Annotated in this window: 26 protein-coding genes; 16 read left to right on the plus strand and 10 right to left on the minus strand. The window is 69.3% G+C overall.

Annotated features, from left to right (window positions below):
• The first annotated feature begins 7 nt into the window (after window positions 1–7).
• Window positions 8–889, plus strand: a complete 882-nt coding sequence (locus CFP71_RS27295; protein WP_093936802.1) for a hypothetical protein — start codon at window positions 8–10, stop codon at window positions 887–889.
• On the opposite strand, the gene CFP71_RS27300 is transcribed toward CFP71_RS27295, so the two are convergent.
• Window positions 870–3,551 carry a glycoside hydrolase family 84 protein gene (locus tag CFP71_RS27300; RefSeq protein ID WP_244199846.1) on the minus strand — a complete coding sequence of 894 codons (2,682 nt, stop codon included), beginning with the start codon at window positions 3,549–3,551 and terminating at the stop codon, window positions 870–872. The two genes, CFP71_RS27295 and CFP71_RS27300, sit on opposite strands and share 20 nt — an antisense overlap.
• Window positions 3,552–3,776: 225 nt before the next feature.
• Here CFP71_RS27300 and CFP71_RS27305 point away from each other — a divergent pair, with 225 nt between their 5' ends.
• Genes CFP71_RS27305 through CFP71_RS27320 form a run of 4 tightly spaced genes read left to right on the plus strand, consistent with a single transcriptional unit; the run spans window position 3,777 to window position 6,909 of the window.
• Window positions 3,777–4,367 (plus strand): SecDF P1 head subdomain-containing protein, encoded by a 591-nt coding sequence (locus tag CFP71_RS27305; protein WP_244199847.1) that lies wholly within the window; start codon window positions 3,777–3,779, stop codon window positions 4,365–4,367.
• A gap of 60 nt (window positions 4,368–4,427) precedes the next feature.
• Window positions 4,428–5,486: an LLM class flavin-dependent oxidoreductase gene (locus tag CFP71_RS27310; RefSeq protein ID WP_093936805.1), complete on the plus strand. Its 1,059-nt coding sequence runs from the start codon at window positions 4,428–4,430 to the stop codon at window positions 5,484–5,486.
• A 9-nt stretch (window positions 5,487–5,495) separates the two neighbouring features.
• Window positions 5,496–6,386 (plus strand): AraC family transcriptional regulator, encoded by an 891-nt coding sequence (locus CFP71_RS27315; protein ID WP_093936806.1) that lies wholly within the window; start codon window positions 5,496–5,498, stop codon window positions 6,384–6,386.
• Between the two features lie 58 nt (window positions 6,387–6,444).
• Entirely contained in the window at window positions 6,445–6,909 is a 465-nt protein-coding gene (locus CFP71_RS27320) for an SRPBCC family protein (RefSeq protein ID WP_093936807.1), read from the plus strand.
• A gap of 7 nt (window positions 6,910–6,916) precedes the next feature.
• Here CFP71_RS27320 and CFP71_RS27325 read toward each other — a convergent pair whose 3' ends face one another.
• Window positions 6,917–7,879 carry a M64 family metallopeptidase gene (locus CFP71_RS27325; protein WP_093936808.1) on the minus strand — a complete coding sequence of 321 codons (963 nt, stop codon included), beginning with the start codon at window positions 7,877–7,879 and terminating at the stop codon, window positions 6,917–6,919.
• Between the two features lie 102 nt (window positions 7,880–7,981).
• Between CFP71_RS27325 and CFP71_RS27330 the strand changes: the two genes are divergently transcribed.
• The 3 genes from CFP71_RS27330 to CFP71_RS44295 all read left to right on the plus strand — a co-directional run bounded on the left by CFP71_RS27330 (window position 7,982) and on the right by CFP71_RS44295 (window position 10,063).
• Window positions 7,982–8,950: a LysR family transcriptional regulator gene (locus tag CFP71_RS27330; protein WP_093936835.1), complete on the plus strand. Its 969-nt coding sequence runs from the start codon at window positions 7,982–7,984 to the stop codon at window positions 8,948–8,950.
• Between the two features lie 73 nt (window positions 8,951–9,023).
• Window positions 9,024–9,776 carry a S1 family peptidase gene (locus CFP71_RS27335; protein WP_093936809.1) on the plus strand — a complete coding sequence of 251 codons (753 nt, stop codon included), beginning with the start codon at window positions 9,024–9,026 and terminating at the stop codon, window positions 9,774–9,776.
• Window positions 9,777–9,832: 56 nt separating this feature from the next.
• A complete protein-coding gene (locus CFP71_RS44295; protein ID WP_167406294.1) occupies window positions 9,833–10,063 on the plus strand; it encodes a hypothetical protein in 231 nt (76 codons plus the stop codon).
• On the opposite strand, the gene CFP71_RS45405 is transcribed toward CFP71_RS44295, so the two are convergent.
• The 4 genes from CFP71_RS45405 to CFP71_RS27350 form a co-directional block, all read right to left on the minus strand.
• Complete coding sequence (locus CFP71_RS45405) at window positions 10,053–10,184, minus strand: hypothetical protein (protein WP_279629239.1); 132 nt, start codon at window positions 10,182–10,184, stop codon at window positions 10,053–10,055. The genes CFP71_RS44295 and CFP71_RS45405 overlap by 11 nt on opposite strands.
• 173 nt (window positions 10,185–10,357) lie before the next feature.
• Window positions 10,358–11,347 carry a helix-turn-helix transcriptional regulator gene (locus CFP71_RS27340; protein WP_093936836.1) on the minus strand — a complete coding sequence of 330 codons (990 nt, stop codon included), beginning with the start codon at window positions 11,345–11,347 and terminating at the stop codon, window positions 10,358–10,360.
• A 12-nt stretch (window positions 11,348–11,359) separates the two neighbouring features.
• A complete protein-coding gene (locus tag CFP71_RS27345) occupies window positions 11,360–12,013 on the minus strand; it encodes a S1 family peptidase (RefSeq protein WP_093936810.1) in 654 nt (217 codons plus the stop codon).
• Window positions 12,014–12,271: 258 nt separating this feature from the next.
• Window positions 12,272–12,631 (minus strand): hypothetical protein, encoded by a 360-nt coding sequence (locus tag CFP71_RS27350; protein ID WP_093936811.1) that lies wholly within the window; start codon window positions 12,629–12,631, stop codon window positions 12,272–12,274.
• A gap of 197 nt (window positions 12,632–12,828) precedes the next feature.
• On the opposite strand from CFP71_RS27350, the gene CFP71_RS27355 reads away from it, so the two are divergent.
• Complete coding sequence (locus CFP71_RS27355) at window positions 12,829–16,272, plus strand: CARDB domain-containing protein (RefSeq protein WP_244199848.1); 3,444 nt, start codon at window positions 12,829–12,831, stop codon at window positions 16,270–16,272.
• A 52-nt stretch (window positions 16,273–16,324) separates the two neighbouring features.
• Here the strand turns inward: CFP71_RS27355 and CFP71_RS27360 are convergent, their stop codons facing one another.
• The gene (locus CFP71_RS27360) at window positions 16,325–16,894 is read right to left on the minus strand and encodes a TetR/AcrR family transcriptional regulator (protein WP_093936813.1); all 570 of its coding nucleotides are present in this window, start codon (window positions 16,892–16,894) and stop codon (window positions 16,325–16,327) included.
• A gap of 97 nt (window positions 16,895–16,991) precedes the next feature.
• Here CFP71_RS27360 and CFP71_RS27365 point away from each other — a divergent pair, with 97 nt between their 5' ends.
• From CFP71_RS27365 to CFP71_RS27375, 3 genes are all read left to right on the plus strand, one after another.
• A complete protein-coding gene (locus CFP71_RS27365) occupies window positions 16,992–17,894 on the plus strand; it encodes an NmrA family NAD(P)-binding protein (protein ID WP_093936814.1) in 903 nt (300 codons plus the stop codon).
• Between the two features lie 17 nt (window positions 17,895–17,911).
• A complete protein-coding gene (locus CFP71_RS27370) occupies window positions 17,912–18,661 on the plus strand; it encodes an aminoglycoside adenylyltransferase domain-containing protein (protein ID WP_093936815.1) in 750 nt (249 codons plus the stop codon).
• Between the two features lie 80 nt (window positions 18,662–18,741).
• Complete coding sequence (locus CFP71_RS27375) at window positions 18,742–19,668, plus strand: alpha/beta hydrolase family protein (RefSeq protein WP_093936816.1); 927 nt, start codon at window positions 18,742–18,744, stop codon at window positions 19,666–19,668.
• A 142-nt stretch (window positions 19,669–19,810) separates the two neighbouring features.
• Here the strand turns inward: CFP71_RS27375 and CFP71_RS27380 are convergent, their stop codons facing one another.
• Both CFP71_RS27380 and CFP71_RS27385 read right to left on the minus strand, forming a co-directional pair.
• Entirely contained in the window at window positions 19,811–20,206 is a 396-nt protein-coding gene (locus CFP71_RS27380; protein ID WP_093936817.1) for an ATP-binding protein, read from the minus strand.
• Window positions 20,207–20,282: 76 nt separating this feature from the next.
• On the minus strand, window positions 20,283–20,744 hold the full coding sequence (locus CFP71_RS27385; protein ID WP_093936837.1) for a Rid family hydrolase: 462 nt from the start codon (window positions 20,742–20,744) through the stop codon (window positions 20,283–20,285).
• Window positions 20,745–20,808: 64 nt separating this feature from the next.
• Between CFP71_RS27385 and CFP71_RS27390 the strand changes: the two genes are divergently transcribed.
• Both CFP71_RS27390 and CFP71_RS27395 read left to right on the plus strand, forming a co-directional pair.
• Window positions 20,809–21,294, plus strand: a complete 486-nt coding sequence (locus CFP71_RS27390) for a MarR family winged helix-turn-helix transcriptional regulator (protein ID WP_093936818.1) — start codon at window positions 20,809–20,811, stop codon at window positions 21,292–21,294.
• 946 nt (window positions 21,295–22,240) lie between these two features.
• Window positions 22,241–24,115 (plus strand): Calx-beta domain-containing protein, encoded by a 1,875-nt coding sequence (locus tag CFP71_RS27395; protein ID WP_167406295.1) that lies wholly within the window; start codon window positions 22,241–22,243, stop codon window positions 24,113–24,115.
• A gap of 48 nt (window positions 24,116–24,163) precedes the next feature.
• Here CFP71_RS27395 and bla read toward each other — a convergent pair whose 3' ends face one another.
• Entirely contained in the window at window positions 24,164–25,066 is a 903-nt protein-coding gene (bla, locus tag CFP71_RS27400) for a class A beta-lactamase (protein WP_093936819.1), read from the minus strand.
• Between the two features lie 101 nt (window positions 25,067–25,167).
• Here bla and CFP71_RS27405 point away from each other — a divergent pair, with 101 nt between their 5' ends.
• Window positions 25,168–26,049, plus strand: a complete 882-nt coding sequence (locus CFP71_RS27405; RefSeq protein WP_093936820.1) for a LysR family transcriptional regulator — start codon at window positions 25,168–25,170, stop codon at window positions 26,047–26,049.
• Window positions 26,046–26,945, plus strand: a complete 900-nt coding sequence (locus tag CFP71_RS27410; protein ID WP_093936821.1) for a serine hydrolase — start codon at window positions 26,046–26,048, stop codon at window positions 26,943–26,945. The genes CFP71_RS27405 and CFP71_RS27410 overlap by 4 nt, the downstream gene beginning before the upstream one ends.
• Window positions 26,946–26,987 lie beyond the last annotated feature (42 nt).

The following is a 26,987-nucleotide window of genomic DNA, read 5'->3' on the forward strand; positions in this document are numbered from 1 at the left end:
ACCGATCGTGCGTAAGCCCCGGATCACGGATTGGTTGTTCCTCGCGCTGGCCTTGGTGATCGGTGCGGCGGCGGTGCTCGTCGCGCTCCGCCCGACACCGGGCTCCGCGCATTCGGCGCACCAGCAACCCGTCGTGACGGCCGATCTGATGCCCGCCGCGCACAGCGACGGACTGTCGGAGGCGGAAAGCGGGTACCGGTTCGAGCGGGTCACCACACCCGCCGTCCGGGGCCCCGAGGTTCCGGTCGCGTTCCGGATCCTCGGACCCGACGGACGGCCGGTCACCCGCTTCCTGGACAACCAGACCAAACAGCTGCACTTCTTCGCCGTGCGCGACGACATGAACGTCTTCCAGCACGTGCATCCGGTCCTGGACGGGGACGTCTGGCGCACGAGTCTCGCGCTGACCGACGGCGGTGCCTACCGGATGTTCGCCGAGTTCGTCCCGCTCGACACCAAGGACCCGAAACATCCGGTCGTGCTCGGCGTCCCGTTCACCGTGCCCGGTGACACCAGCTTCGTCCCGGTGCCCGCTCCCGCCGGGGGCACCGTGACGAGTACGGGCTACCGGGTGGAGCGGGCGGAGGGAACGAGCCGGATCCCGGTGATGCGGGCGCAGGTTCTCCGCTTCGCTCTCCGCGGCCCGGACGGCGCGCCCATCACCGCCGTCGATCCGCATCTGGGCGCCAACGGGCATATGACCGGGTTCCACACCATGCTGCTATCGGCCACGCATCTGCATCCGGTCCAACCGGTCGGCGCGGCGCTGGTCGACGGCGAGCTGACTTTCCACTCCCTGTTCTCGGAACGGGGCGAGTACCGGTTGTTCCTGGAGTTTTCGCACGGCGGGCGGGTGCACACGGCCGCCGTCACCGTCGCGGTGGACTGACGGGAACGACCTCGGCGATCTTCGGCGGCGCACCGCCCGGCGTCCAGAGCAGCCGGACGCGGTCGGTCACGACGTCCCGGGCAGGCAATTCCGTGTAGCCGCCGGTCATCCTGCCGATCGTTTGCCAGCCGCCCGCCGCGTCCGCGATCTGGACGTCGGCGCCCGCACCGGCTTCGGCCGCCAGGACGACGACCTTGTCCAGCGGCTTCGGCGCGGCGGCGGTGATGACGAGCGCGTCGCCGGGCAGTGGCGCCGAGGCCGCCGTGTACACCGAATCGGCGTTGTTGTCAGCGGCGGCGGCGAGGTTCGGCCCCGCCGGGGTGCCGGTAACGGTGTACTTAGGACTGTCCGGAGTGGACACGGTGAACTCGCTGACCACGACCCAGAAAGTTTGAGTGCCGGTCACGCGCAAGCGGACGAACCGGGCCTCGGCGCCTTCCGGGAGATCCGCCGAGATCACCGGCTCCGTGACCGTTTTCACCGTCGTCCACCGCTCGCCGTCGGCGGAGTATTCGAGGACCCCGTTGTGGATGAAGTCGTTCGGGCTGCTCGGTTTTCCGGTGGTGATGTCTACATGGGACACTTGCTGCGCGATGCCGAGGTCGACGCCGACGGTATCGCCGGCCCGGGGTGCCCAGTCGGTCCAGTAGTAGGTCTCCGGGTCGCCGTCGACCATCCGGGCCGGGACGTTGTCGGTGTAGGTGCCCATCGAGGTCGTCGGCCGCGGCCGGATCCCGGGCAGGCCGAACCAGCGATCGGCCGTCGCGAGCGCGCTGTCGAGGAACGGCACGCAGACGTCCGTGCAGGTGCCCGGGTTGCGAGGCCCCCGCGCGGTCGGGACGCGGATCGCCTGCGCCTTCTTGAGCGCGGCGACGAGTTCGCCGCGTTCGGCCCACGCCTTCGCGCCGTCGCCGTCGAAGTGAGCCAGCAGCATTTTCACCGCGTGCCTGCCCGCTTGACCGTAGAGGCCGACCTGGTCGAGCCAAGGACCGACCTCGGTGAGGAACTTCGGGTTCGTGGCCATCCCGCGTCGCAGTTCCTCGGGGTTCGCGGCCATCGCGATGAGATAGCGGTCCAGTTTCGCCGCCGCGTCCCAGGGATCTTTCTTCTCGAGCGCGGTCCAGAACGCGGTGAGCAGGGGGTGCAGCACCGGCGAGTCCAGATCCGGCTTCCCGGTTTCGAGACGAACGAGCAGACTGGAGTAGTTGTTCTCCGCGAACACCTTCAGCGCCGGTGCGGCGGGACCGCCGAGATCGGCGATCGCGGCGAGCCAGGACTTGTCCGGGTCGTACCCGTCCGGGTTCCACAGGAAGTCACCCGAGGTGAATTCGGCGATCTTGGATGCCTCGGCCTGCACCATCGGGTTCGCGGTGATCCCGGTCAGGAACTTCGCGACCCCGGGTTCGCGGCCGATGTACGGGCCGAGCAGCAGGCGTTCGGTGATGTAGTCGTTGACCGGGTAGTTGTCCCAGATCAGGAGGTCGTGCCCGAAGACTTCTTTCGCCTGCCGGGCCTGCTTTTCGGTGATCTGCCCGGCGATCACGCCGACGCCGGTCCACTCGACGATCACCGCCTTGTCGAGCTGGGTGCGCAGCGCGGTCTTGTACGGGGAGTCGGCGAGGTCGTAATACTCGGTCGGGACCATTTGCAGCCGCTCGGCACCGGGATGCGCGGCGATGAAATCCCGCTGTACCCGGTTGAGCAGGAACGACTGCGCCGCGCCCGCGGCGGCGCCACCGGTGCCGAACTTCGCGGCGTCGGCGTCGCAGTTCCAGCGGGTGTAGGAGATGTCGTCGAGCGGGATCGCGAACGACCGCACCCCGATGTCCCACAGCGACCGGAACTTCGTGACCAGCGCGGCCGCGTCGGCGTCCGAGGAGTAACACACCGAAAGGCCGGGGGAGAGGGCGTAGGTGAACTCCACGTGGTTCGCGGCGGCGCGGCTCACCAGTTGCGAGAGCGGCGCGAGCTGTTCGGGCGGGTACTGGTCGCGCCAGCGGGCGCGCAGGTACGGGTCGTCCTTGGGGGAGTAGACGTACATGTTCTGCTTGGTGCGGCCGTAGAAGTCCAGCTGCGCCAGCCGGTCGGCGTGCGACCACGGCGCTCCGTAGAAGCCTTCGATCACCCCGCGCATCGGCGCCGCCGGCCAGTCGCGCAGGGCGAACGCGCGGCTCTCGCCGGAAGAGAAGAGCTGCCGGAACGACTGCGCGGCGTAGAACGTCCCCGCGGTGTCCACACCGGACAGGGCGATCACGCCCCGGTCGGCGGCGAGAACGTATCCGCCGGGGGACAGACCTTCGGGACCTTCGACGCGGAGCGCGGCGAGCGCGAGCGCGGTCGCCCTGCTTTCGGTGGGGCCGCCGATGAAGACGACGAGCCAGTCGTCGCCGCGCTGCCGGTCGACGGCCGCCCGGTCGTCGCCGGTGATCTTGACGAAGGTGCTCGCCCCCGCCGAGCGGAGGACCTGCTCCACGACGGCGAGCGCGGACGGGTCGGTGTCCGCGCCGGCGACCTCGACGACAGTGCGCGGGATGGTCACTTGCCCCGGCCGCGGCGTCAGCTGTCGGGGCGTCGGCCAGACCTGCGCGAGCGACGGGGGAGCGGGTGCCGCGCTCACCGGTGCCGGGACGGCCACCGCCACTGCGGTCACGAGAAGCGTCACCGGAATGAGGCGGAGAGCCCATCGGAAGGACATCGGCTGGCCCCCAAATCGTCGATCGACGACGTTCTGTGAGCAAGCAAACACCCGATGCGATGACCCGGGCTAGGTCGGTCTGGGTGATTTTCCGACAGTGAGCGCTGACCGGCTCGGTGCTGCAAGCCTGGCGTTTCGCCCCCATGAGGACGTCGGACACGACAGAATGACCCCGTGCGAATCCTCTGTGGTGTGGTCGCCCTCGTCCTGCTCGCTCTCGCCGGCTGCCAATCCGGGGTTTCCGGGCAACCCGAGCCCGAAGGCGACAGTTTCGCGGTCAAGGACGGATCCCGGTTGAGGTTCCGGCCGGTCCTGGCCGAGCTTCCACCTGGTCCGGCGACGGGCGCCGCGACGAACCGGCAGAGCGCGGACCCCGCCGAGCAGCAGGCCGCCGCGGCGGCGCTCGACTGCTCGCCGGGGCCGGACCCGTTGGACGGCGGTGACGATCCGGCGCTTCCGCTGGTCGCCTGCGACCGCGTCCAGGGCACGAAATACCTGCTCGGGCCGGCCTTCCTCACCGGAGCCGACCTCGGCAAGGCGAACGCGCGGCTGGATCAGTCGGGCAGTTCGATGGTGGGTCTCAGCTTCACCGACGCGGGTTCGCGGAAGTGGGCCGAGTGGACCGCGGCGAACGTCGGCAAGCAGGTCGCGATGGTGCTGAAGAGCCGGGTGCTGACCGCGCCGTCGATCCAGTCCGCGATCACCGGCGGGGAAACCCAGATCACCGGCAAGTTCACCCTGCCCGAAGCGCGGCAACTGGCGCGGGACATCGCCGGCGCCTGAGCCGGAATAGGATCACCGCCGCCGACGTTTGAGCGTTCAACTACTTCAGGGGAGTTGGACATGGGTTACGAGATCCTGGGCACCCGGCACGAGCCGACCTTCGGGCTGGACACCTTCGGCGACGTCGAGAACGGCCCGGACGGCCAGCCGGTGAGCCAGGCCGAGGCCATCCGCCAGGTCGTGGCCGAGGGGGTGCTCGCCGACCAGGTGGGCATCGACTACTTCGGTGTCGGCGAACACCACCGCGCGGAGATGGCGGTGTCGTCGCCGGACGTCGTCCTGGCGGCTGTCGCCGGCCAGACCGAACGGATCCGGCTGGGCACGGCGGTGACCGTGCTCAGTTCGGACGACCCGGTGCGTGTCTACGAGCGGTTCGCCACGCTGGACGCCGTTTCCCGGGGGCGCGCCGAGGTCACGCTCGGCCGGGGCTCGTTCACCGAGTCGTTCCCGCTGTTCGGTTATTCGCTGGACGACTACGAGGCGCTCTTCGCCGAGAAGCTCGACCTGTTCACCCACCTGCAGGGCGAGAAGCCGGTCGACTGGTCGGGGACCGTCCGTCCCGCGCTGGAGGGCGCGCAGGCCTTCCCGGTCACCGAATCGGGCAGCCTGCCCGCTTGGGTCGGTGTCGGCGGCACCCCGCAGTCGGTGGTCCGCGCGGCCGCGTACGGCCTGCCGCTGGTGATGGCGGTGATCGGCGGATCGCCGGAGCGCTTCACCCCGCTGGCCGACCTGTACCGGCGCGCGCTGAAGGAGGCGGGACACCAGGAGCTGCCGATCTCCATGCACAGCCCCGGTCACATCGCCGAGACCGACGAACTCGCGATGGCCCAGCACTTCCCGCACCACCAGGCCGCCTTCGCCAAGATCGGCGCCGAACGGGGCTGGGGCCCGATGTCCCGCGCCGACTACGACGCCATGGCCGGTCCGCGCGGCGCGCTGTTCGTCGGCTCTCCCGAGACCGTCGCGCGGAAGATCGCCTGGGCGATCCGGACCCTCGGCCTGTCGCGATTCCAGCTCAAGTACAGCGTCGGCGCACTCGGGCACGAGCAGCGCGCGAACTCGATCCGGCTCTACGGCGAACAGGTCGTGCCGCGGGTCAAGGAGCTCCTGAAGGACTAGCCTCGAAGCGTGGTGTTCGACTCCGAGCGATTCGACCTTCAGCCGTACACCGGTTTCGACATGTCCCGCTATGTCCGGCGGACCTATTGCAGCTGGGAGGATTCCGGCTGGGAATCACTGCTCGTCCAGCGGTTCGACCACGTTCCCGTCGCCGAGGACATGCGGTTGCCCGCCGTCGCGGATCTTCATCTCGTCCTGCCGCTGTCAGGCAGGGCGGAGATGGAGACCCGCGGCGAAGGCCGGTGGAACCGTCATCAGTGGGAGCCGGGGCGGCTCGAACTCGCCGTTCCCGGCAGGCCGGTGCGGCGCCGGTACCGCGGCGACGAGTCGATGCGCAGCTTGCAGGTGCACCTCCCGGGCACCACCGTGGAGTCCGTCGCCGCCCGCCTGGGTGGCCGCGCGGTGGACCACGAGGCGATGGCGGCTTCCGTGGCCGGGGGAGACCCGCTGCTCGGCGAGCTCGTCCGGGCGGTCGGGAAGGCGGGGGAGAACGACGACCTGTACGCCGAATCCGCGGCCGCCTTCCTCACCGTGCATCTGCTCACCCGGCACGCGCGGAAGCCGCCTCCGCCGGACGCGGGGAAAGAGGACAACCGGGTCCGCGCGGCCGTGGCCCTGATGCGCGATCGGCTGGCGGATCCGCTCGGCCTGGCCGAAATCGCCGGGGAAGTGCACCTGAGCGTGTATCACTTCATCCGGGTCTTCAAGGAGAAGACCGGCGAGACACCGCACCGGTTCCTCGCCAGGCTCAGGATCGAAGAGGCGCAGAGACTGCTGCGTCACACCGATCTCCCCATCGCCCGGATCGCGAGCAGATGCGGGTTCGCCACCCCCGGCGCCTTGTCGGCCGCCTTCCTGCGGCACACCGGAACGCGTCCATCCGGGTACCGCAATCCCTGACCACCGCACCGCAATCCGGCGCATGGTCGCCGGGGCCGCCTGTTCCTAGGGTGATCTCGTGAGTAGTTCTGGAACGCAGTCGTACGACGTCACCGCCCAATCGACGGCACCGCCCGCCGCGGTGTGGGCACTGTTGCTCGACGCCCGGAGCTGGCCGTCCTGGTCGGGCGTCGGCTCCCTGGAAGTCGGTGCTTCACAGGGACTTTCCGCCGACGGACGCGACGGTGTCGGCGCGATCCGTGCCTTCCGTACCGGCAAGACGGTCACCAAGGAGCGGATCACCGCGCTCGACCCCGAACGCCGGTTCTCCTACGAGGGCGTGGACGTCCCGGTGATGGTCGATTACCAGGCCGCCGTCGAGCTGCGCGAGACACCCGGCGGCGGGACCCGGATCCGTTGGCACGGAACGTATCGCGTCGGCCGGGGCAAGGCGTTGTTCTTCCGGTGGTACCTCGGCCGGTTCATGCGGGCCATGGCGACCGGGCTCGCCGAGCACGCCGGCGGCCCGGCCCGGAGACCATGACGCCGGATCAGTGCCGAGCGGCGGCTTCCCGGTGGAAGCCCGCGATCATCGCCTCGGTACTCGGCGGGTTGAAGGGCTGCCCGAGCGTGCGCATGAGCGAGTTCACGCTGGGGCGGTACATCCCGGTCTTGCAGTAGCGGGACCCTTCGAAGGCGCCGACCGTGCCGCCGTCGGGCGACGGCTTGCCGAGCCAGCTGTACCACTTGGCGCGGCGATCCTTCATCTGCTGGGCCGTGAGCGCGGACGCGTTGGGCTCACGCGGTTCCCGGGTTTCGCACGTGCCGTAGTCGTACTCGTCGGCCAGCCCGCCGATGGAGTGCCCGAGTTCGTGGGCGACGATCTGGCTGGCCTGGATGTTGCCTCCCGAAGAGGTCGCGACACCGCCGCCCGCCCCGCCGTATTTGGTGGTGTTGGCGAGCATGATGACCTGATCGACGTCCGGCGCGGCGGCGGCGTACTGATTCGCCTTGGTTTCGTTGACGCACAACAGCCGCTCGATCCCGCCGCACCAGAAGTACGAGCCCAGCGCGGTGTTGCGCCGCACCCCCTGGGTCGGATCGTTGGTGATGCCGGACTGCGGGGAGACGACGTCGACCTGCCAGAGGTTGAACTGCTTGCGGTAGCTCTTGTACGGCTCGATGGCGAACAGCGCCGCGATGCTGGAGCGGACGTGCTGCGAGTACGTGCCCAGCTGCGAGGAGGTGTAGCCGTCACCGACGAAGACCAGGTCGAAGGTGGTCTCGCTGGGGCCGTTGGTCTCGATCGGGGTCACCGCGGCGGCGTTCGCGATCGACTGTGGGGCGGCGGTGCGGTCCGAGGAGGGCCGGGTGACGTCCACCCGGGTGATGGTCCCTCCGGGTTCGAAGGCCTCCATCGACGTCGTGAACCGGGGGGCCGCCGACGCCGTCGCGGGGGTGAACCCGGCGACGAGGATGGCTGTCAGCGCGACCATGAGACAGGCACGTCGCATGTGTACTCCTTGCGGGGATGGGGAGAAAGGGGAGGAGTACGAAAAACGATCCCGACTTTCGACGGCTTCCGGCACATCCCAAACAGCCATAAGGTCCGCGTGATGGACGTCGAGTTACGTCACCTGCGAGTGGTGTGCGCCGTGGCCGACGCGGGCAGCATCACGCGCGCGGCGATCGGGATCGGCAGCTCCCAGCCCGCGCTGACCGCCGCCGTGCAACGGATCGAGCGCGCGTTCGGCGGGGCCTTGTTCGTGCGCGGCCGGGACGGGGTCTTTCCGACGGCGTTCGGTGAATGCGTGCTCGTCCGCGCGCGGGCCGTCCTCGCCGCGGCGGACACGATGCACCGGGACGCGGCCCGCTGGCTGGCGGACGGGGAGGAACGTCCTGTCGCGCTGGGTGGGATCGGCGGTTCGATGGTCGTCGAGCTGGCCGACCGGCTCGGTGATTCCGGGCGGGGGCAAGCGGTTTCGGTGACCACCGAGTTCTCGCCGTTGCGGCTGCTGGATCTCGTCGTGGGCGGGCAACTCGACGCCGCCGTCGTCGCCGACTACCCCGGTCACGCCCTGCCGTCGGCCCCGGGGGTGATGTCGCGGCCGCTGGCCACGCAACCGGTGTTCGTGGCGATCGCCGCGGATCATCCGGCCGCCGCCCGCGCCGAGATCGAGCTGGCCGATCTCGCCGGGGAACGGTGGGTGCTCGGGCCGTCCGACGGGGCCGGCTGGCCGGAGTGTTTCGAGGAAGCTTGCGCGCGGGCGGGATTCCGGCCACAGGTCGCGCACCGGAGCACGGAACTCCGGCCGCTGCAACGCCTGATCGCCGCGGGCCGGGCGATTTCCCCTTGCCAGGTCACCTTTCCCGCTTCACCCGGGATCACGATCCGTTCCCTCGCCGGGGATCCGTTGTGGATGCGGTACCTGATCGCCTGGAGCACCGAAGGAGCCTTCGGCGGGCACAGCGACGCTCTGATCGCCGCGGCCGAGGCGGCCTACCGGTCCGACACCGACAGCAGTCACGCCTACCGCCGCTGGCTCGCGCGCCGGGAGGAACCCGCCCGGCGTGCCATCGGGTGACACCTGGTCGGGGAATTCCCCTTGTCGGGGCGGTGGTCCTAGCCTCGGAACCCCACCGACGAAGGGTAAGAAATTGCGTCTGCGCGCCCTGCTGGCCGCTGCTGTCCTGACCATCACCACCGCTCCGGCCGCGCTCGCCGCGCCGGACGTCGCCCACGGCACCGACGTGCCACCAGGGCAATTCGGGTTCGTCGCGAAGATCGCGATGACGAAGATCCCCCGCCCGGACGGTTCGACCTACGGCAGTTTCTGCACGGGAGCGCTGATCGCGCCGAGCTGGATCATCACCACCGGACACTGCTTCCACGACGCGCACCGCAAGCGGGTCTCGGGCAAGGTGCCGTATCCGACGACGGTGACGTTGGGGCTGGTCGACGAGGCGACCGAATCAGGCGTGGCCCGTAAGGCGACCGAAGTACGGCAGGCGAAGGAAAACGACGTCGCCCTGATCAGACTCGACACCCCGGTGACCACGGTTTCCCCGCTGACGGTGAACCGGGCGGTCCCGCAGATCGGCCTGCACCTGACCTTGGCGGGCTGGGGAAGCCTGACCGCCACGAATCCCGCTCCGGCGACACGGATGCAGCAAGGAACCGTGCAGGTGGCGACGGTGGCCCCGACGACGGTGGGCGTCCGCGGCGCGGCGCCGTCGATCACGACCAGCGCCTGCACGTACGACTCGGGCGCGCCGTACTTCGTCCCCGGCGGCAAGAGCGGCGCGCTGGTGTCCCTGGAGGCCACCGGACCGGACTGCCCGCACGCCGGGGTCGAGACGACGTCCCGCGCGGACGTCATCGCGGACTGGATCGTCACCCAAACGGGGTAGTGCTCCGTTTCGGCCGGTCACGGGGCGGGTAGTGGCGTGGGCAAGGAGGTACAGCGATGACGAGTGTTCGAATGACCGCGCCTCCGGCGCCGCCGGACCCCATGCCGCCGGATCCCGGGGTGCCCGAGCCCGGGATCCCCGAGCCGGTGCCGGATCCGGGCAGGCCCGAGCCGGTGCCGGACCCCGGGGTACCCGAGCGGGTCCCCGATCCGGGACCGGATCGCCCGTTGCCGGAACCCGAAAGCCCGCCGGAAGGCCAGCCTGGGCCGGCCGGGCTCAGAGGGTGAACGCGAGCCAGAGCGCGAACCAGGCGCAGGCCGCGATCGCGACGACGACCGCGAAAACCCGCAGGCCGGCGGTGGCGATCCGGAGCGACGCCGTCTCGTGGTGCTGTCGGTGATTCCCCATGATGCCGCCCTCCTTTCAAGATCACCTTCCGCTCTCCGCGCGTTCGGCGCAGCGGGGATGGTCTGTCAGGGTGACCCCATCCGGGTGAGGGCAGCCCGCATTTCGTCCTCTGGATGCGGTGGTTCGTATCGCGGACGACCGCATCCAGAGGACGAAACGCGTGGCTCGGCCGGTCAGAGCCAGCCGTGGTGGGCGGCGAAGACCCCCAGCTGGAACCGGCTGGAGACACCCGCGCGGTCCATCAGGGTTTCGAGATAGCGGAACAGGGTGCGCCTGCTGACGCCGAGTTCGGCGGCGATTTCGTCGTCCTTGCGCCCGGCGGCGAGCAGGATCAGCAGCTCACGTTCGATCGGCCGGATCGGCTGCTCGGCCGTCCGTCCCCGCTGGTCGAGCGGAAGCGCCGCCGCCCAGGTGGTTTCGAACAGGCCCTCCAGCGCGGAGAAGAGACTGCACGGCCGCACGATCACGATGGACTGGTTGCGGTCGGCCTCGCGGATGGTCAGCGCGATGGTGGCCGCCCGGTCGTCGAAAAGCGTCAGTTTCACCGGGAGCTCGGGCAGCAGCCGTGCCTGCTCGCCCGCGCGCAGGCACGGCAGGATGTTCGCGGTGAGGTAGCCGGGATCGCCCAGTGAAGCTCCACTGTAGACACAGCGATAGGTGATCCCGCGCCGCAACTGCTCCTCCTCCAGGAGGTTGCGGCGGCCGCCGGTGAAGTAAGGCGGGGAATCGAGGCGGCGCACCTGTCTTCGCACCAGGGTCGCGAGGTGCTGAAGCCGGGGGAGGATCGCGTCGCCGGTGACCACTTCGAGCAGGTCCTGCGCGTGCGGCATTCCCGAATGCGCCCGCCGGAACGCGCGGTACGCGGTCTGGACCGCGAGCCGCGCGTCGTGCAGTTCGGCCTGCCGTCTCGTGGTCAGCGCGGCGAGCGCCTCACCGGGGTTCGCGGGGACGAACTCGGCTCCGTCCACTCCGGACGACACCGCCAGCCCCGCGTCCGCCAGTTCCTTCAATGCCAGATGGACGGTCTCCGCGTCGTCCTCCCGCCAGGCCAGTTCCCCGGCCGTCACAGGCGCGTTTTCGAGCATCCGGCGGTAGATCCGGGCGGCGGTCTCCCCGAGGCCCAGCCTGAGCAGTTGCGCGCCGAGCTCGTCGGGGAGACTCACCGGTGTCACGACCTAGACGCCCGACGTGTCGCGGATCCAGGTGCGGTTCGCCGAGATGGCGGTGTGCGTCGAGCTGTCCACCTTGTTGCCCGCGATGTGCACGCCGACCTGCTTGCCGCCGACGAAGACCGGTCCGCCCGAGTCACCGCCGTTGGTCAGGCCGTCGCCCCGGCGCGCCTTGATCAGTCCACTCCCGACACTGCTCACCTTCATCTGGGTGACCTTCAGGTACCGCTGGAGGTCACCGTCTTCGTTGTAGCCCCAGCCATAGACGTATTCGGTGTCGCCGGCCGAGACGGAAGTGCCCAGTGACGCGTAGGTCGTGCTGACCGAACGGTCGAGCCGTAGCAAAGCGATGTCGGCGCCGCTGGAGGGGGTGTAGATGGCGGACGCCACGGCGTAGGTCCCGGCCTGGTGGTCGACGTCTCCGACACGGACCGAATACTTGGCGCCGGGTTCGTCGATGCAGTGCTGGGCCGTGAGTACCCAGCGGGCGCCGATGATCGAACCGGAGCACCACTGCTCACCGTTCTGCTCGATCATGGCGGCCCACGGACCGGACTGGGCGTATCCGCCGTCGATGATGGGGGCCGCGCCGGCGGCGGGGGTGACCGTCACGAGCCCGGCCGCGCACAGCAGTGCGGTGAAGAGACCTCGGATGCGCATGGTGCCTTCCAATGCAGGGGAAACACAGAGGAGAAAGAGGAAAACGACGGCGCGCCTTTGACCACGGCGGGATCGCCAGGGGTCACCTGGCCGGATCCGGTGCGGTTTTCCCATGCTAGGCAAGCGGATACGGCGGTTGATAGCGACTAAAGACGGGAGAAGGCGGCGCGGGGCGGCAGGGCACCCGGAGTATCGGCACGGTAGTGCCGTTGGCACCGATGTGTCACGGACGGACCGGTGCCGAGCACGAACAGACGCCTAAACGCGGGTCTTTCGCTTCCTGGACGGCTTCGGGTCGAGCAGTTCTTCGGCGAGGAGGATCGCCCGATCCGACAGCGTGACGGACAGCCGTTCCACCGAATCGCCGATCCGGCCCGCTTCCCGGCGCACGCCCTCGCCCACGGGTTCGCTGTGCCGATCGGCCAGACCCGCGAGCCTGCTCCCGGAGACCACGACCAGATCGGCGAGGCGTTCACCCAGTTCGGTCAGCCGGTTCGCCGTCCTGCCCGCCCGCCGGGCCACCAGGTCTTCGGTCTCCCGGCGCAACTCCCGGACCGCGGACCTCGACTCGGTCGTCGTCCCGATGAGTGCGGACTTCAAGGTTTTCGTCACGTCCATCAGGAATCGACCTCCGCGCGGCTCGGCTGCATTTGAGTGTACGGCTGTACACCGAACTGCGGAATAGGCGTCATGTCAGTCCAGGGCAAGTCGCAAAATTTCTGAAACATGTCAACTTCTTGCATTTCGTCACCGGGTTGTTGCATGCTCGTAAAGCTCTGGCTCCCTCCCCGCTGTCTCAAGGAAGAGAAGACGCCATGACACGTATGCGCCTGTCCCGGATCGTCGCCGGTCTCCTGGTCGCAGGGCTTTCCGTCGCCGGACTCTCCTTCGCTTCAGCCGCGAGCGGCCCACCCCCGGGTACCGCCGCCCCACCCGGACCCGCCGCCCTCGCCGAGGTGCCGTTGACCCGCACGGTGTCGGCGGGCAGCGCGCTGCCCGGCTATCCCGTCGCGAACGCCGTCGACGGAAACCGGGAAAGCTATTGGGAATCCGCGGGCAACGCGTTCCCGCAGTGGATCCAAGCCGACCTCGGGGCGGCCAAGACCCTCTCGCGGATCGTGCTGAAACTGCCGTCGGGCTGGGAGTCCCGCACCCAGACGATCGGCGTGCGCGGAAGCACCGACGGCACGGCGTTCACCGACCTCGCCGCGCCGACCGGCTACACGTTCACCCCCGGCGCCGACACGGTCTCGATCCCGATGACCGCGTCGGCCCGCTACGTGCGCTTGCAGATCACGGCGAACACGCGATGGCCCGCCGCGCAGCTTTCGGAATTCGAGCTCTACGGGCCCGGCACCGGCGACCCGCAGGAACCGGGCACGCCCGCGAATCTCGCGTCGGGCAAGCCGATCGAAGCCACCTCGACGGTCCACTCCTTCGTCGCCGCCAACGCCAACGACGGCAACACCGCCACGTACTGGGAATCGGCCGCCGGCTACCCGAACTCGCTGACGGTGAAACTCGGGGCCGACGCGGAGGTCGAGTCGGTCGTGGTGAAGCTCGATCCGGGCGCGGTCTGGGCCGCGCGGACGCAGAACTTCGAGGTCCTCGGCCGTGCTCAGGGCGCCACCGCGTTCACCTCCCTGTCCGCGCGGGCGGATCACCGCTTCGACCCGGCCGTGAGCCAGAACTCCGTGGTCATCCCGGTGAACGGACGCGCGTCGGACGTACGCCTCCAGTTCTTCGCCAACTCCGGCGCTCCCGGCGGTCAGGTCGCCGAGTTCCAGGTGATGGGCACTCCGGCGCCGAACCCGGATCTCGTGGTCACGGGCGCGACCTGGACGCCGTCGAACCCGACGGAGACGAGCCCGCTCGCCGTTTCGGCCACGGTGAAGAACACCGGCACCGCGAACGCGGGCGCGACGACCGTGAGGGTCAGTCTCGGCGGCACCGTCGCCGGTGAGGCGGACGTCCCCGCCCTCGCCGCGGGCGCGTCCACCACGGTGACGGTGAACGCGGGTACGCGTCCGCAAGGGACCTACAGTGTCGCGGCCTCCGTCGACCCGGACGGCAGGGTGGCGGAGCAGAACGAAACCAACAACACCTTCACCTCCCCGACGTCGCTGGTCATCGGTCAGTCGCCGGGACCCGACCTCGAGGTCACCGGTATCACCTCGAGCCCGCCCAACCCGGCCGCCGGTTCGGCCGTGTCGTTCACCGTCGCGGTGCGCAACCGCGGCACCAGCCCCGCCGGCCCCTCGGTGACCCGGCTGGCCGTCGGAGGCACCACGCTGACCGGTGCCACCGGCCCGATCGAGGCGGGTGCCACCGCGAACGTCGCGATTTCGGGCACGTGGACCGCCGCCAACGGGGGCGCGACCCTGACCGCGACGGCCGACGCGACCGGCAAGGTCACGGAGACCAACGAGTCCAACAACAGCCTCTCGCGGGCGATCGTCGTCGGCCGCGGCGCGGCGGTCCCGTACGTCGAGTACGAGGCGGAAGCCGCGCAGTACCAAGGACAACTGCTGGAGGCCGACCCGCTGCGCACCTTCGGCCACACGAACTTCGCGACCGAGTCCTCCGGCCGCAAATCCGTGCTGCTGGCGAACCAGGGCCAGTACGTCGAGTTCACGTCGTCGAACCAGGCGAACTCCATCGTCGTGCGCAACTCCATCCCCGACGCCCCCGGCGGTGGCGGGCAGGACGCGACACTCAGCTTGTACGTCAACGGGACTTTCGCGCAGAAGCTGACGCTGTCGTCCAAGCACAGCTGGCTCTACGGCAGCACCGACGATCCCGAAGGCCTGACGAACACCCCGCAGGCCAACGCGCGACGGCTGTTCGACGAGTCGCACGCGCTGCTGTCGCGGTCTTACCCGCCGGGAACGAAGTTCAAGCTGCAACGCGACAGCGGTGACAACGCCGCGTTCTACATCGTCGACCTCGTCGATCTGGAACAGGTCGCGCCCGCCACGGAGAAGCCGTCGAACTGCGTGTCCATCACGGAATACGGCGCGGTGCCGAACGACGGGAACGACGACTCGACCGCGATCCAGCGCGCGGTGACCGACGACCAGAACGGCGTGATCGGCTGCGTCTGGATCCCGGCGGGGCAGTGGCGGCAGGAGAAGAAGATCCTGACCGACGACCCGAACGTGCCCAACGGCGGTGGCCAGTACAACCAGATCGGCATCTCGAACGTGACGATCCGCGGCGCCGGGATGTGGCATTCGCAGCTTTACTCGGAGATCGAGCCGCAGAACGCGGGCGGCATCAACCATCCGCACGAGGGCAACTTCGGGTTCGACATCGACAAGAACACCCAGATCTCCGACATCGCCATCTTCGGGTCCGGCCGGATCCGGGGCGGGGACGGCGGCGCGGAAGGCGGCGTCGGCCTCAACGGCCGGTTCGGCGCGGGGACGAAGATCTCGAACGTGTGGATCGAGCACGCCAACGTCGGCGTGTGGGTCGGCCGGGACTACAGCAATCTCCCGGCGCTCTGGGGTCCGGCCGACGGCTTGGAGTTCAGCGGCATGCGGATCCGGAACACCTACGCCGACGGCATCAACTTCACCAACGGCACCAGGAACTCGAAGGTGTTCAATTCGTCGTTCCGCACCACCGGTGACGACTCGCTCGCGGTGTGGGCGAATCAGTACGTGAAGGACACTTCACAGGACATCGCGCACGACAACGTGTTCGCCAACAACACGATCCAGCTTCCGTGGCGGGCCAACGGGATCGCGATCTACGGCGGGTACGGCAACAAGATCGAGAACAACATCGTCCACGACACGATGAACTATCCGGGCATCATGCTGGCGACGGATCACGATCCGCTGCCGTTCTCCGGGGAGACGCTCATCGCGAACAACGCCCTGTACCGCTGCGGCGGCGTGTTCTGGGGCGAGCAACAGGAATTCGGGGCGATCACGTTCTTCGCGCAGGGCAAGGACATTCCCGGGGTCGTCCTGCGGGACACGGAGATCCACGACTCGACCTACGACGGCATCCAGTTCAAGACCGGTGGCGGAGTGGTGACCGCTGCGGTGAACGGCGTCAAGATCGACAAGTCGAACAACGGCGCCGGCATCCTCGCGATGAGCGGCGCCCGCGGCAGCGCGACCTTGACGAACGTGACGATCACGAATTCGGCGGACGGCGACGTCGTCCGTCAGCCGGGGTCGCAGTTCGTGATCAACGGCGGACCGGTTCCGGCGGTGGTCTCGTCGGGCCGCCGCGGCATCCGGTAGGCCCAGTCCGTGAAGGCCTCCTTGAGGGACTCAGAGTCCCTCAAGGAGGCCTTCACGGACTTCGGTGATCGTCCCGGGGGCTCAGGCCCGCCACGGCGAGCCGGAACAGCCGGTCGGCCCGCGCGGCGGGATCCGGGTAGTGCTCGGTGGCCAGGACGATGCCGACGATCAGCGTGATCAGGTCCGCGACGGTGGTTTCCGGCGCCACCACACCGTCCCGCGCGGCCCGTCGCAAGAGCGGGTCCCCGGCTTCCTCGATGGCGGCGGAACAGGAATTCTCGTGCGTGGGACCGTCGTAGGCGAGCGCGGCGGCCAGCCCGCGGGCCGACACGGAGTAGGAGACGACCTCGTCGAGCCAGGTCAGGAGCGCCTTCCGGCTGTCGTCCTCGCCGGTCAGTTCGACGGCGCGAGCGCACAGCGCCGCGATCCGTTTCGCGGAGACGGCCTCCAGCAAGGCGCGCCGGGTGGGGAAGTGGCGGCGCACCGTCGCCGAGCCGACGTTGGCGGTGCGGGCGATCTGCTCCAGTGAGGCGCCGGAGCCATGGGTCGCGACCTCCTCTTCGGCCACCGCGAGGATGTGCGCGTAGTTGCGCCGCGCGTCGGCGCGCCGGCCGTCGGACATGTCTTCACCTCGGTGTTTGCGTAAATGGCGGGCCCCGCCATATTGTAGCGGACGATAAGTGGCTGGCCCCGCCGTTTAGTTGTCCGAAGGAGCGACCATGTCTTCAGCACCCGTTTTGGTCACCGGCGCCACCGGCAGGCAGGGCGGCGCGACCGCCCGTGCCCTGCTCGCGGCGGGCGTTCCCGTCCGTGCGCTGGTGCGCGACCCGGCCAAGGCGAAAGCCCTCGAAGCGCTCGGCGCCGAACTCGTCGTCGGCGATCTCCACGACGTCGATTCCGTGACCCGGGCCGCCAAGGGTGCCCGCGCCGTCTTCTCGGTGCAGATGCCCGGTGTCGGCGCGGAAGGGTTCGACTTCGCCGGGGAGGTGACTCAAGGCGTCAACCTCATCGAGGGCGCGAAGGCGGCCGGAGTGCCGCAGTTCGTGCACACCTCCGTGTCCGGAGCCGGTCAGCACGTCGACGCGCCCGGCTGGGCCGAAGGCCGGTGGGCTTCGATGGAACCCACCCTGGGGGCCAAGGCCGCGATCCAGGACCGTCTCCGCGAGGCGGGCTTCCCGCGGTGGACGCTGCTCAAGCCGGGCTTCTTCATGGAGAACTTCCTGCCCGACATGAGGTTCCTGTTCCCGCGCGGCGTCGACGGCGGCCTGGTGAGCGTCATCAAGCCGTCGACGAGCCTTTCCCTGGCGGCCGTGGACGACATCGGTGCCGCGGCCGCGGCGGCCATCGCCGATCCGGACCGGTTCAGCGGGATCGAACTCGAGCTGGCGAGCGACTTCCTGACCATGACGGAGATCGCCGAGGTCCTTTCGGGAGCGCTGGGTACCCGGCTGACGGCGCCGGACATGACCGTGGAGCAGGCTGTCGCCGCCGGGATGCCGCCGATGGGCGCTTCGCACGAGTGGCTGAACGTGATCGGTCAGCCCGGACGGCCGCGGTTCGCGCGCGAACTCGGCATCCCGCTCACGGGTTTCGCGACCTGGGCGCGGAAATACCTTGCGTAGTGCGTGATCGTCTAGGCATGCGCATCGAGCCTCTGCTGGACCATCTCGACCGTGAGAATCCCGGTGACGTCCTCGGGCTGTACCTCTACGGGTCCGCTGCCGCGGGCGGGCTGAAACCGGACAGCGACGTCGATCTGCTGCTGGTCACCCGGCGGTCGCTCGGCGAACCGGAACGTGCCGCGCTGGTCTCCCTGTTGTCGCGGCTTTCCGGCTGGCGTGGCCACGTCGGACGTTTCCCCGATGCGGTGGGCCGTCGTCCGATCGAGCTCACCGGGCTCGTGGCCGGGGACGAGAGGCATCGGCGGGATTTCCAGTACGGGGAATGGCTTCGGGAGGACTTCGCCCAGGGGCGGCTTCCGGAGCCCGCGGATGATCCCGACGTCGTGATCCTCGCGGCCACGGCTCATTCGGCGCACCGGGTCCTGCGGGGCCCCGCGCTCGCCGACGTCGTCGATCCGGTGCCGCCGGACCTGCTCCGAAGCGCGGCCCTCGGTGTCGTCCCGGACCTCGTGTCGGAGGTCGAAGGCGACGAACGCAATGTCCTGCTCACCCTCGCGCGCGTCGTCGTGACCGTCGAAACCGGCGGGATCGTCTCGAAGGACGTCGCGGCGGCCACCGTCGCGCCGGCACTCGACGGCGCCGACCGCGTGCTGTTGGAGCGCGCGCGGGCGGGCTACCTCGGCACGGCTTCCGATGACTGGACCGGTCTCTCGGCCGAGGTGGCCTCGCTCGCGCGCGTCCTCGCGGGCATGGCCGGGGGAGTTTGACAAAGCGGAACACTGCTCCGTATGTTTATGGAACAGTGTTCCGCTTAGCGCGGTGCCGTCACGCAAGGGAAAGAGTCACCATGAGCGCCAACACCCTCACGCCGGTCCTCTCGGTCGCCCCGGTGGTGCTGCCGACGCCGGATCGGTCCGTGGACCTGCAACTGCGCGTTTCCGCGCCCACGACCGGAAGCGGGCTGCCGGTCATCCTGCTGTCGCACGGCCAGGGCCCCTCGAACCATCTCTCGTCACTCAATGGTTACGCCCCGCTCGTGAACCACTGGGCGGCGCACGGGTTCGTCGTCATCCAGCCCACCCACCTGAGTTCGCGGACGCTGAACCTGGCGCCGGGCGATCCGGAAGCGCCGCTGTACCAACGATCCCGGGCCGAGGACATGAGCCGGATCCTGGACCGGCTCGACGAGATCGAGGACGCCGTCCCGCAGCTGCGCGGGAGGCTGGACCGGAGCAGGGTCGCCGTGGCCGGCCATTCGATGGGCGGGCACACCGCGAGCCTTCTGCTCGGCGCTCGCTACCGCGATCCCCGTAGCGGTGCGGAAGTGAACCTCGCCGAGCCCCGGATCTCCGCCGGTGTGCTGCTCGCCGCGCCCGGCCGCGGTGGCGACGCCGTCACCGGATTCGTGGCCGAGAACTATTCCTTCTTTCTCAGCACGGACTTCTCCGCGATGACGACGCCCGCGCTCGTCGTCGCGGGGGACAAGGACGCCTCGGCACATCTGACGGTTCGTGGTCCGGAATGGCACACCGACCCGTATTTCCTTTCGCCGGGACGCAAGACGCTGCTCACCCTGTTCGGCGCGGAGCACGGGCTCGGCGGGATCTCCGGCTACGACGTCGCGGAGACGACGGACGAGAACCCGGAGCGCGTGGCGTCGGTGGGGCGCCTCACCTGGGCCTACCTTCGTTCCGAGCTCTACCCCGGGGACGCGGCCTGGCGGGCGGCGTGCGACGAACTCGTCCCCGGGCTCGGCCGGGTCGAGGCGAAGTAGGTCTCAGCCCACCAGCGCCGCGGCGGTCTCGGCGAGAAGCTCGCGGCTCGGAAAGCTGGCGGGACACCAGTCGGACGCGATCACCCGGTCGCGGCATCGGCGCCACGAGGGTGCTTCGCAAAGCTGTCATCCGATGATCGTGTCAGAGCACCGGGATCTCCGCCCACACCGTTTTGTATTCCGTGCCGGTGGCGACGCCCCATTCGGTGCTGATGGCCTCCACCAAGGCCAGCCCGCGCCCGTGTGGAGTCGTCGGGTCCTGTTTGGTCACCCGGCGGGGTCGCAGGTGCGGACGGCGGTCGTCGACCTCGACCCGGACCACGTCCCGATCCGAAGCGACGGACACTCTGAGTTCGGCGACGCCGTCCGCGTGTTCGTGCGCGTTGGTGACCAGTTCCGTGGTCAGCAGTTCGGTGTCCGCCATCGTGCCGCGTCCGACGTCGCTCAGCTGCTGCCGGAGCCAGGCCCGGACCTCTCCCAGCGGCGGGGCGCCACCGGCGGGGAATTCGTACGCTTGCCGTGTTCCCGTAATACCCACGCGTGTCTCCTTAGCGGGTTTCCCAGCCGGGCCAAGAGCATGGGCGCACTCGGGTAATACCCACGGGACACGGCGTTCACACGCGGGAGGATCCGGTGATCGCGGTGACCTTGATCTCCACCCGCATTTTCGGGGCGCCGAGGGCCGCGACGCCGATCTCGGTCCAGATCGGCGCGCGGTCGCCCATATGCTCACGGAACTGTTCGACCATGACGCGGTTGTGGGTTTCGCCGATGAACCCAGGGGTTTCCGGGACGTGGTACGAGTCCACGGCGATGACGTCGCGCCAGGTGGCACCCGCGGCGGCGAGCGCCCGTTCGACGTTCTCGAAGGCCTGGACGATCTCGGCTTCCAGGTCCTCGGGAAAGGTGGGGAAGGGCAGGTCGTCGGCCCAGCCTCCCTGTCCCGAGATCTCGACGCGATCGCCGACGCGCACCGCTTGGCTGTAACGCATCTCGGGCAGGAGCCGTTCGCCGTGGCCGGGAGTGACGAAGAACCGCGGCTGGGGCGTGGTGATGTTCTCGTTGACTTCATGCATGAAGTCAACGTAGCACGATTTGACTTCACGTGTGAAGTCGCCCGGTTCTCGGTAAGGTTCCGCCATGGTCACCCCCGCGACCCCGGACCCGGACGAAGCGCTGTGGCTGAACCCTGCCGAAAAGGAAGCCTGGACCGGGCTCGTCTCCCTGGTCCTCCTGCTGCCGGGACGGCTGGAGTCGCCCTTGCAGCACGATGCCGGGCTGACACTGTTCGAGTACCTGACTCTCAGTCATATCTCGGAGGCCCCGGAACGACGGCTGCGGATGAGCGAACTGGCCTACCTCGCCAACGGTTCGCTCTCCCGTCTGTCCAATGTGGTCAAACGCTTCGAACAGCGAGGATGGGTGGAGCGGACACCCGATCCCGCGGACGGCCGGTACACCCTCGCGATGCTCACGGACGACGGCTACGAGGTCGTCGTCGCGGCGGCGCCCACGCACGTCCGTTCGGTGCGGGAACTCGTGCTCGACCCTTTGACCGCTGAGGATCAGGAGGCGCTGGCCCGGATCGCCGCGAAACTGCGGACACGGCCGGCTGACCTCGCCTGAGCGTCGGGTGGTCGTGTCCGGGTCTCGGCAAAGTCGCGTGAGCGGGTGTCGTGAGTGGTGTCCCGGATCCTCCGTTGATCAAGGTCCGAGACCGGGCATCCTGGCGACGATGAAGGAATTGGGACGTTCAATGTCCCAATTCCTTCATCGTCGCGCCCTGTCGTGCATGGGTAGGTAAATACCGGTCCGCTCTAACCCGAAATGCCGCTCACGACCACCTGGGCCGCTCTGTGCGTGGGTGGTTTCAGGATCGCGCCGGTCCGACGGCCAGGGGCATTCAGGGGACTCGGCGCGCCGTGTCGCGAAAGCCACTTTCGCAACCTTCACCGTTGCGAAAGCCACTTTCGCAACCTCCCTGACCAGCGCAGAGGCGACTTTGCCGCGACCCTGACCCTGAAGGAGTGAAGGAGGCCTTCACGGACTCCGGTGATCGCCACGTTCGCCCCAGGCGCACCAGTGGTCACGGCAGTCGCCGGCTGTGTGGAAATAGGGACATTGAACGTCCCTATTTCCACACACCCCTCTCTCCGGGTGGAGCGCGACCACCACGCCACCCCTGATCCGCTTCTCGACAACCCGAATCACCACTCACGACCAGGTCTCGCCGCGGTCTCGGCAGGCCGCGGCGTTGCGACATTCGGTGCGTTTTCGCCCGCGAAGACCCGCTCGAGGTCGAATTTCCCACCGCGAGCCGATCACGGAAATCGCGGTAATCCCCGCTCTTTCTCACACTCGTGAGTGAGCGGCGTCCGAGATCTTTCCACTCACCGGCCTAACGCGGACATGGTCCTGGTAGACCGGATTCGCGGTAACAGCCCGTTGAGCAGCTTGACATGGGGCGCTCCGGGTGACGTTCGCGCCATGCGCTAACGAAATACGGAATCTTCCGTCTTTCTCAGGAAGCCCACAGGATTCCGGCCTGGGCCGCGTCTCGAAAGGGAAGTCCATGTCACGAAGACCACTGCTCGTCGTCATGACCGCCGTCACGGCGATGCTCGCGTCCACCGCGGTCGCCGCCGCGGCTCCGCCAGGGGTGGACCCGGCCACGGTCGACCTCACGCTCAACGCCGGTCAGAGCACGACCGTGACCAAGAACGTGACGACCTCGGCGGTGCCGCCGAACCCCGATCTCGTCCTGCTCGCGGACACCACGGGCAGCATGGGCGGGCCGATCGGCAACGTGCGGTCGAACGCCAACGCCATCACCGGTGACGTGCTGGCCGCGCAGCCGACCGCGCGATTCGGCGTCGCCGAATACAAGGACTTCACCGATTCGGTGCCGTTCAAGGTGAACCAGGGGATCACCGGCGACACCGGCGCGGTCCAGGCGGGAATCAATCAGTGGCTGGCTTCTGGCGGCGGGGACACGCCGGAAGCGAACCTGAACGCTCTCTATCAGCTGGCCACCGGGGCCGTCGACTTCCGGGCGGACGGCACCCGCATCATCGCGTGGTTCGGCGACGCGCCGTCGCACGATCCGAGCGGCGGGCACACCCTGGCCCAGACCATCGCGGCATTGCAGGCGGCGAAGATCCGCGTGGTCGCCGTCAACGTCGGGGCGCTCGATTCCGGCGGGCAGGCCTCCGCGATCACCTCGGCCACGGGCGGCGTGCTGCTGAACAACGTCCCCGCCGGGCAGGTCTCCCAGGCGATCCTCGACGGCATCAAGTCCATCGAGGTCACGGTGACCCCGAAGGTGACCAGCTGCGATCCTCAGCTCACGGTCACCAACGACCCCGGCAGCGTCAAGGTGACCAGCGGCGACGTCGCCACGTTCACCGAGACGATCAAGGCGTCGGCCGATGCCGCTCCCGGCACCTACCACTGCGTCGTCGACTATCAGGTCGACGGAGTTTCGCGGGGGTACATCGAGAACACGACCGTGCGCGTGCTCGGGTTGAGCATCAACGACGTGTCGGTCGACGAGGGCTCCGGCGGTGCGCAGGTACCGGCGACCTTCACGGTGTCGCTGCTCGGCGGTCCCAGCCCGAATCCGGTGACTGTCCAGTACTCGACCGCCAACGGCACCGCGACCGCGCCCGCCGACTACGCGACGGCCGGCGGCACCGTCACGTTCGCCCCGGGCCAGACGGCCAAACCGGTGACCGTGCTGGTCAACCCGGACACCGTCGACGAGCCGAACGAGACGTTCACGGTGAACCTCTCGGCCCCGTCGGGCGCCGGACTGGTCGATCCGACCGGGGTCGGCACGATCATCGACGACGACCGTGACGGCGTCTTCTCCTGCACGGGTACCGCGGCGAACGTCCTCGGCGTGACCGCGGCGCAGGCGAACCCGGCGAACCTGCCGTGTGTCGACGACACCAGCACCGTCGCCGCCGCGACGCTCAACGCGGGTCTGATCAAGGTGGAGACCCAGGTGCTGACCGCGTCGACCGATCTCACGCCGGACGACCAGTCGGCGGCGCCCGCCGCGGGCGATCGCGCGCTGGCGTCGGCCAAGATCGACAAGACGGTGATCAGCACGCTCGGGCTGAAGATCGAGCTCGGCGTGATCCAGTCGCAGGCCACGGCGACCTGTCAGCCGTCTCCGGGCGGGCTCGCCCCGGTCCTGGCGGGCGCTTCGAACATCGCCTCGCTGAAGATCAACGGCGAGTCGATCACGGTGGGTTCGGCGCCGCTGACCATTCCGCTGGTCATCGGTTCGCTGAAGCTCAACGGCCAGACCGTGGCGAACGGCGTCGTGAAGCAACAGGCCGTCGCGCTGGACACCGCGCTCGCGAAGATCGTGCTCGCGGAATCCCAGGCCGACGTGCACGGCACCGCCGCGCACCCGGCGGGCAACCCCTGCCGGCGCTGATCCGGTGAGAATCGCCGGGCGGACGGGGAGTCCCGTCCGCCCGGTGGGTCAGGGAAGGACCTTGACGGCAGCCGCGGTCGCTTGCGCGAGCAGCTTGTTGTCGATCTTCGCGTCCTTGTCGGCCCGGTCGGTCAGCACCGCGATGACGATCGGGGCGCGGTTGGGCGGCCACACGACCCCGATGTCGTTGCGTGTCCCGTATCCCGCCGTTCCGGTCTTGTCGGCGACCGGCCAGCCGGGGACCCCGGCGCGGATGTTCTCGTCGCCGGTGGTGTTGGCGCGCATGATGTCGACCAGGATCTTGCGCTTGTCCTCGGGCAGGGCGTCGCCGAGGGCGAAGGCGCGCAGGCTCACCGCGAGGGCGCGCGGCGTGCTGGTGTCCCGCTTGTCACCTGGGAAGGTGTCGTTGAGTTCGGGTTCGATCCGGTCGGCGTGGCTGGTGGTGTCGCCGATCCCGCGCAGCACCGCGTTGAGGCCCTCGGGGCCGCCGAGTTCGCGGAAGAGCAGGTTGCCGCCGGTGTTGTCGCTGTACCGGAGGGTCGCGTCCATGACGGCGCGCAGCGGCATCCCGGTCGCGACGTGCTTCTCGGTGACCGGCGAGTTGGAGACCAGGTCCTTCTGGCTGTAGGTCACCGTCCGGTCCAGGTCGGCGACCGGCGTCCGCTGCAGGACGCCGCCGGCGGTGAACACCTTGTGCGTCGAGGCGTAGGCGAACCGCTCGTCGGCGCGGAAGGCGACTTCGCGGCCGGTGGCGGTGTCCACCGCGTACACCCCGAGCCGGGCACCGAAGGCGCGTTCGAGCTGCTCGAAGTCGGCTTGAGCGGAGGCCGCGACAGCGGTTGCGGGGGGAGTGGCGGCAGGCGGCCGCGCGGGAGCGGGGGTGGAACACGCGGCGAGTGACACGGCCGAGAGCGCCAGCAGGGCCGCCCACCGGCGAGAAGTGACGGACACGGTGATTCCTTTCAAGATCGTTCGATGTCCGCAGTCTGGCCAGCGCCGATCATGCTGTCCAAGACACGAATGACCTCTTTCATGCGAATCGTGCATAGTATGTGGTCGTGGACCTGATCGGCAGCTGCCGGGCGTTCGTGAGCGTGAGTGAGGCGGGGACCTTCACCGCCGGAGCCGCGATCGCCCGCATCCCCCAGCCGGTGGCGAGCCGCCGGATCGCCGCGCTGGAGGGGCATTTCGGCGAGCGGCTGTTCGACCGCTCCACCCGTCGTGCCCGGCTCACGCCGTTCGGCCGCGACATGCTGCCGTCGGCGAAACGGCTGGTCGCCTTGGCCGACGCGATGGAGCACGACGCGCGGCGCGCCAAACTGCGTCCGCTGCGGCTCGCGATGCCGGACATCTGCGCCACCCGCGAGCTCGCCGAACTCGACGCGGCGGCACGAGCGCTGGACGTCTTCCTGGAATTCCGGCAGGCCGCACCGCGGGAACGAGCGGAACTCGTGCGCGTCCAAGAGGTCCGCGCCGCGCTGACGGTCGTCCCCGCCGAAGAGGGCACGTGGAAGGTTCCCCTCGGCCTGGCCGGCGGGGGCGGGCCGCGAGCGGGGGCCCTTCATCTGGAAACGTTGCGGGCCGGCCGGTCCGGCGGCGCGCCTCGCCGGGTCTGGATCCAGCCCGAGGACGACGTGCCGCATATCCGCGATCGCCTGTTCCGTCTCCGCGATTCGGTGGGACTGCGGCCCGCGCAGGTCTCCGTCGCCGAATCGCTCACCGCCGCCGCGGCGGCCGTGTTCGGCTCGGACGATCTACTGCTGTGTTCGACGGCCCAGGCCGCCGAACTCGGCCTGGCGTGGCGGCCCATCGGCGAGATCCGGCTCGCGCGCGGTTACGAAATCACGGCGGGCCTGGGTGAGGACGCGCAGCGGATCCGGGCACGCTTGTGGTCCGACATCGCCCGGTGTCTCGGCGCGGAGGAGACGACATGAACACGGAAACGCTGCTCCCGCGCTTGCGCGCCGAACTGGACGACGGCGGCCTGCGGGGCTCGTTCCTGGTGCGGGATCTGCGGACCGGATACGAGATCGGCATCGATCCCGACCTGGAGTTCCCGAGCGCGTCGCTGGTGAAGATCCCGCTCGCCACGGCGACACTGGAACGGATCCGCCGGGGAGAGCTGGACGGCTCGGCACCGATCGAGGTCCGGCCGGGCCGGGCCACCGCGCCGGGGCCGACCGGGCTGACCCGGTTCCGGCATCCGGCCACGGTGGCCATCGACGACCTGCTGTACCTCACCATGGCCATCAGCGACGAGACCGCGGCGGACACGCTCTTCGAGCTGACACCGCCCGCCCAGGTCACCAGGATGACGCGCGAGTGGGGCGTTTCCGGGATCACCGCACGGCATCCGGCCGCGGATCTCAGCGACACCCCCGCGGAACGCTTCGGCCCCGCGGACGTCCACCTCGCGCACGCGCTCGCGATCAACGCGGGCACCGCCGGGCAAGGCCATCCCGTTCCCCAGCTCGACGTCACGCGCGCGAGTTCCGGTTCGGCCCGCGCGTTCGTGAACCTGCTCGAAGCGCTGTGGAAGCCGTCCAAAGTGGACGACGAGGTGGCCGCGAGGGTGCGCGAGCTCATGGGCCTCAACCTTTTGCGTCAGCGGCTGAGCCCCGATTTCGTCTCCGACGCCACGACCTGGTCGTCGAAGACGGGCACCGTGCTGAACATGCGGCACGAGGTCGGGGTGGTCGAACACGCCGACGGCGGGGTCTTCGCGATCGCCGCGCTGACCGCGTCGCGGGTGCCCGCGGCGATCCAGCCGGAGGCCGAAGTGCTGATGGCCCGCGTGGCGCGGGCGCTCCGCGATCACCTGCGGGCGTGACCGGGGCCACTTCGCCCGTTGTCACGAACTCGCTCCCTGGCC

Source organism: Amycolatopsis thailandensis, assembly GCF_002234405.1.
In the GTDB taxonomy this organism is placed as follows: Bacteria; Actinomycetota; Actinomycetes; order Mycobacteriales; family Pseudonocardiaceae; genus Amycolatopsis; species Amycolatopsis thailandensis.

Excerpts from the sequence above, each read along its gene's own strand:
- CFP71_RS27375 (WP_093936816.1), top strand. The coding sequence starts at position 18,742 with ATGAGCGCCAACACCCTCACGCCGGTCCTCTCGGTCGCCCCGGTGGTG.
- CFP71_RS27345 (WP_093936810.1), bottom strand. The coding sequence starts at position 12,013 with ATGCGCATCCGAGGTCTCTTCACCGCACTGCTGTGCGCGGCCGGGCTC.
- CFP71_RS27350 (WP_093936811.1), bottom strand. The coding sequence starts at position 12,631 with ATGGACGTGACGAAAACCTTGAAGTCCGCACTCATCGGGACGACGACC.
- CFP71_RS27395 (WP_167406295.1), top strand. The coding sequence starts at position 22,241 with ATGTCACGAAGACCACTGCTCGTCGTCATGACCGCCGTCACGGCGATG.
- CFP71_RS27325 (WP_093936808.1), bottom strand. The coding sequence starts at position 7,879 with ATGCGACGTGCCTGTCTCATGGTCGCGCTGACAGCCATCCTCGTCGCC.
- CFP71_RS27355 (WP_244199848.1), top strand. The coding sequence starts at position 12,829 with ATGACACGTATGCGCCTGTCCCGGATCGTCGCCGGTCTCCTGGTCGCA.
- CFP71_RS27410 (WP_093936821.1), top strand. The coding sequence starts at position 26,046 with ATGAACACGGAAACGCTGCTCCCGCGCTTGCGCGCCGAACTGGACGAC.
- CFP71_RS27365 (WP_093936814.1), top strand. The coding sequence starts at position 16,992 with ATGTCTTCAGCACCCGTTTTGGTCACCGGCGCCACCGGCAGGCAGGGC.
- CFP71_RS27390 (WP_093936818.1), top strand. The coding sequence starts at position 20,809 with ATGGTCACCCCCGCGACCCCGGACCCGGACGAAGCGCTGTGGCTGAAC.
- CFP71_RS27360 (WP_093936813.1), bottom strand. The coding sequence starts at position 16,894 with ATGTCCGACGGCCGGCGCGCCGACGCGCGGCGCAACTACGCGCACATC.
- CFP71_RS27385 (WP_093936837.1), bottom strand. The coding sequence starts at position 20,744 with ATGCATGAAGTCAACGAGAACATCACCACGCCCCAGCCGCGGTTCTTC.
- CFP71_RS44295 (WP_167406294.1), top strand. The coding sequence starts at position 9,833 with ATGACGAGTGTTCGAATGACCGCGCCTCCGGCGCCGCCGGACCCCATG.
- CFP71_RS27370 (WP_093936815.1), top strand. The coding sequence starts at position 17,912 with ATGCGCATCGAGCCTCTGCTGGACCATCTCGACCGTGAGAATCCCGGT.
- CFP71_RS27330 (WP_093936835.1), top strand. The coding sequence starts at position 7,982 with ATGGACGTCGAGTTACGTCACCTGCGAGTGGTGTGCGCCGTGGCCGAC.
- CFP71_RS45405 (WP_279629239.1), bottom strand. The coding sequence starts at position 10,184 with ATGGGGAATCACCGACAGCACCACGAGACGGCGTCGCTCCGGATCGCC.
- CFP71_RS27310 (WP_093936805.1), top strand. The coding sequence starts at position 4,428 with ATGGGTTACGAGATCCTGGGCACCCGGCACGAGCCGACCTTCGGGCTG.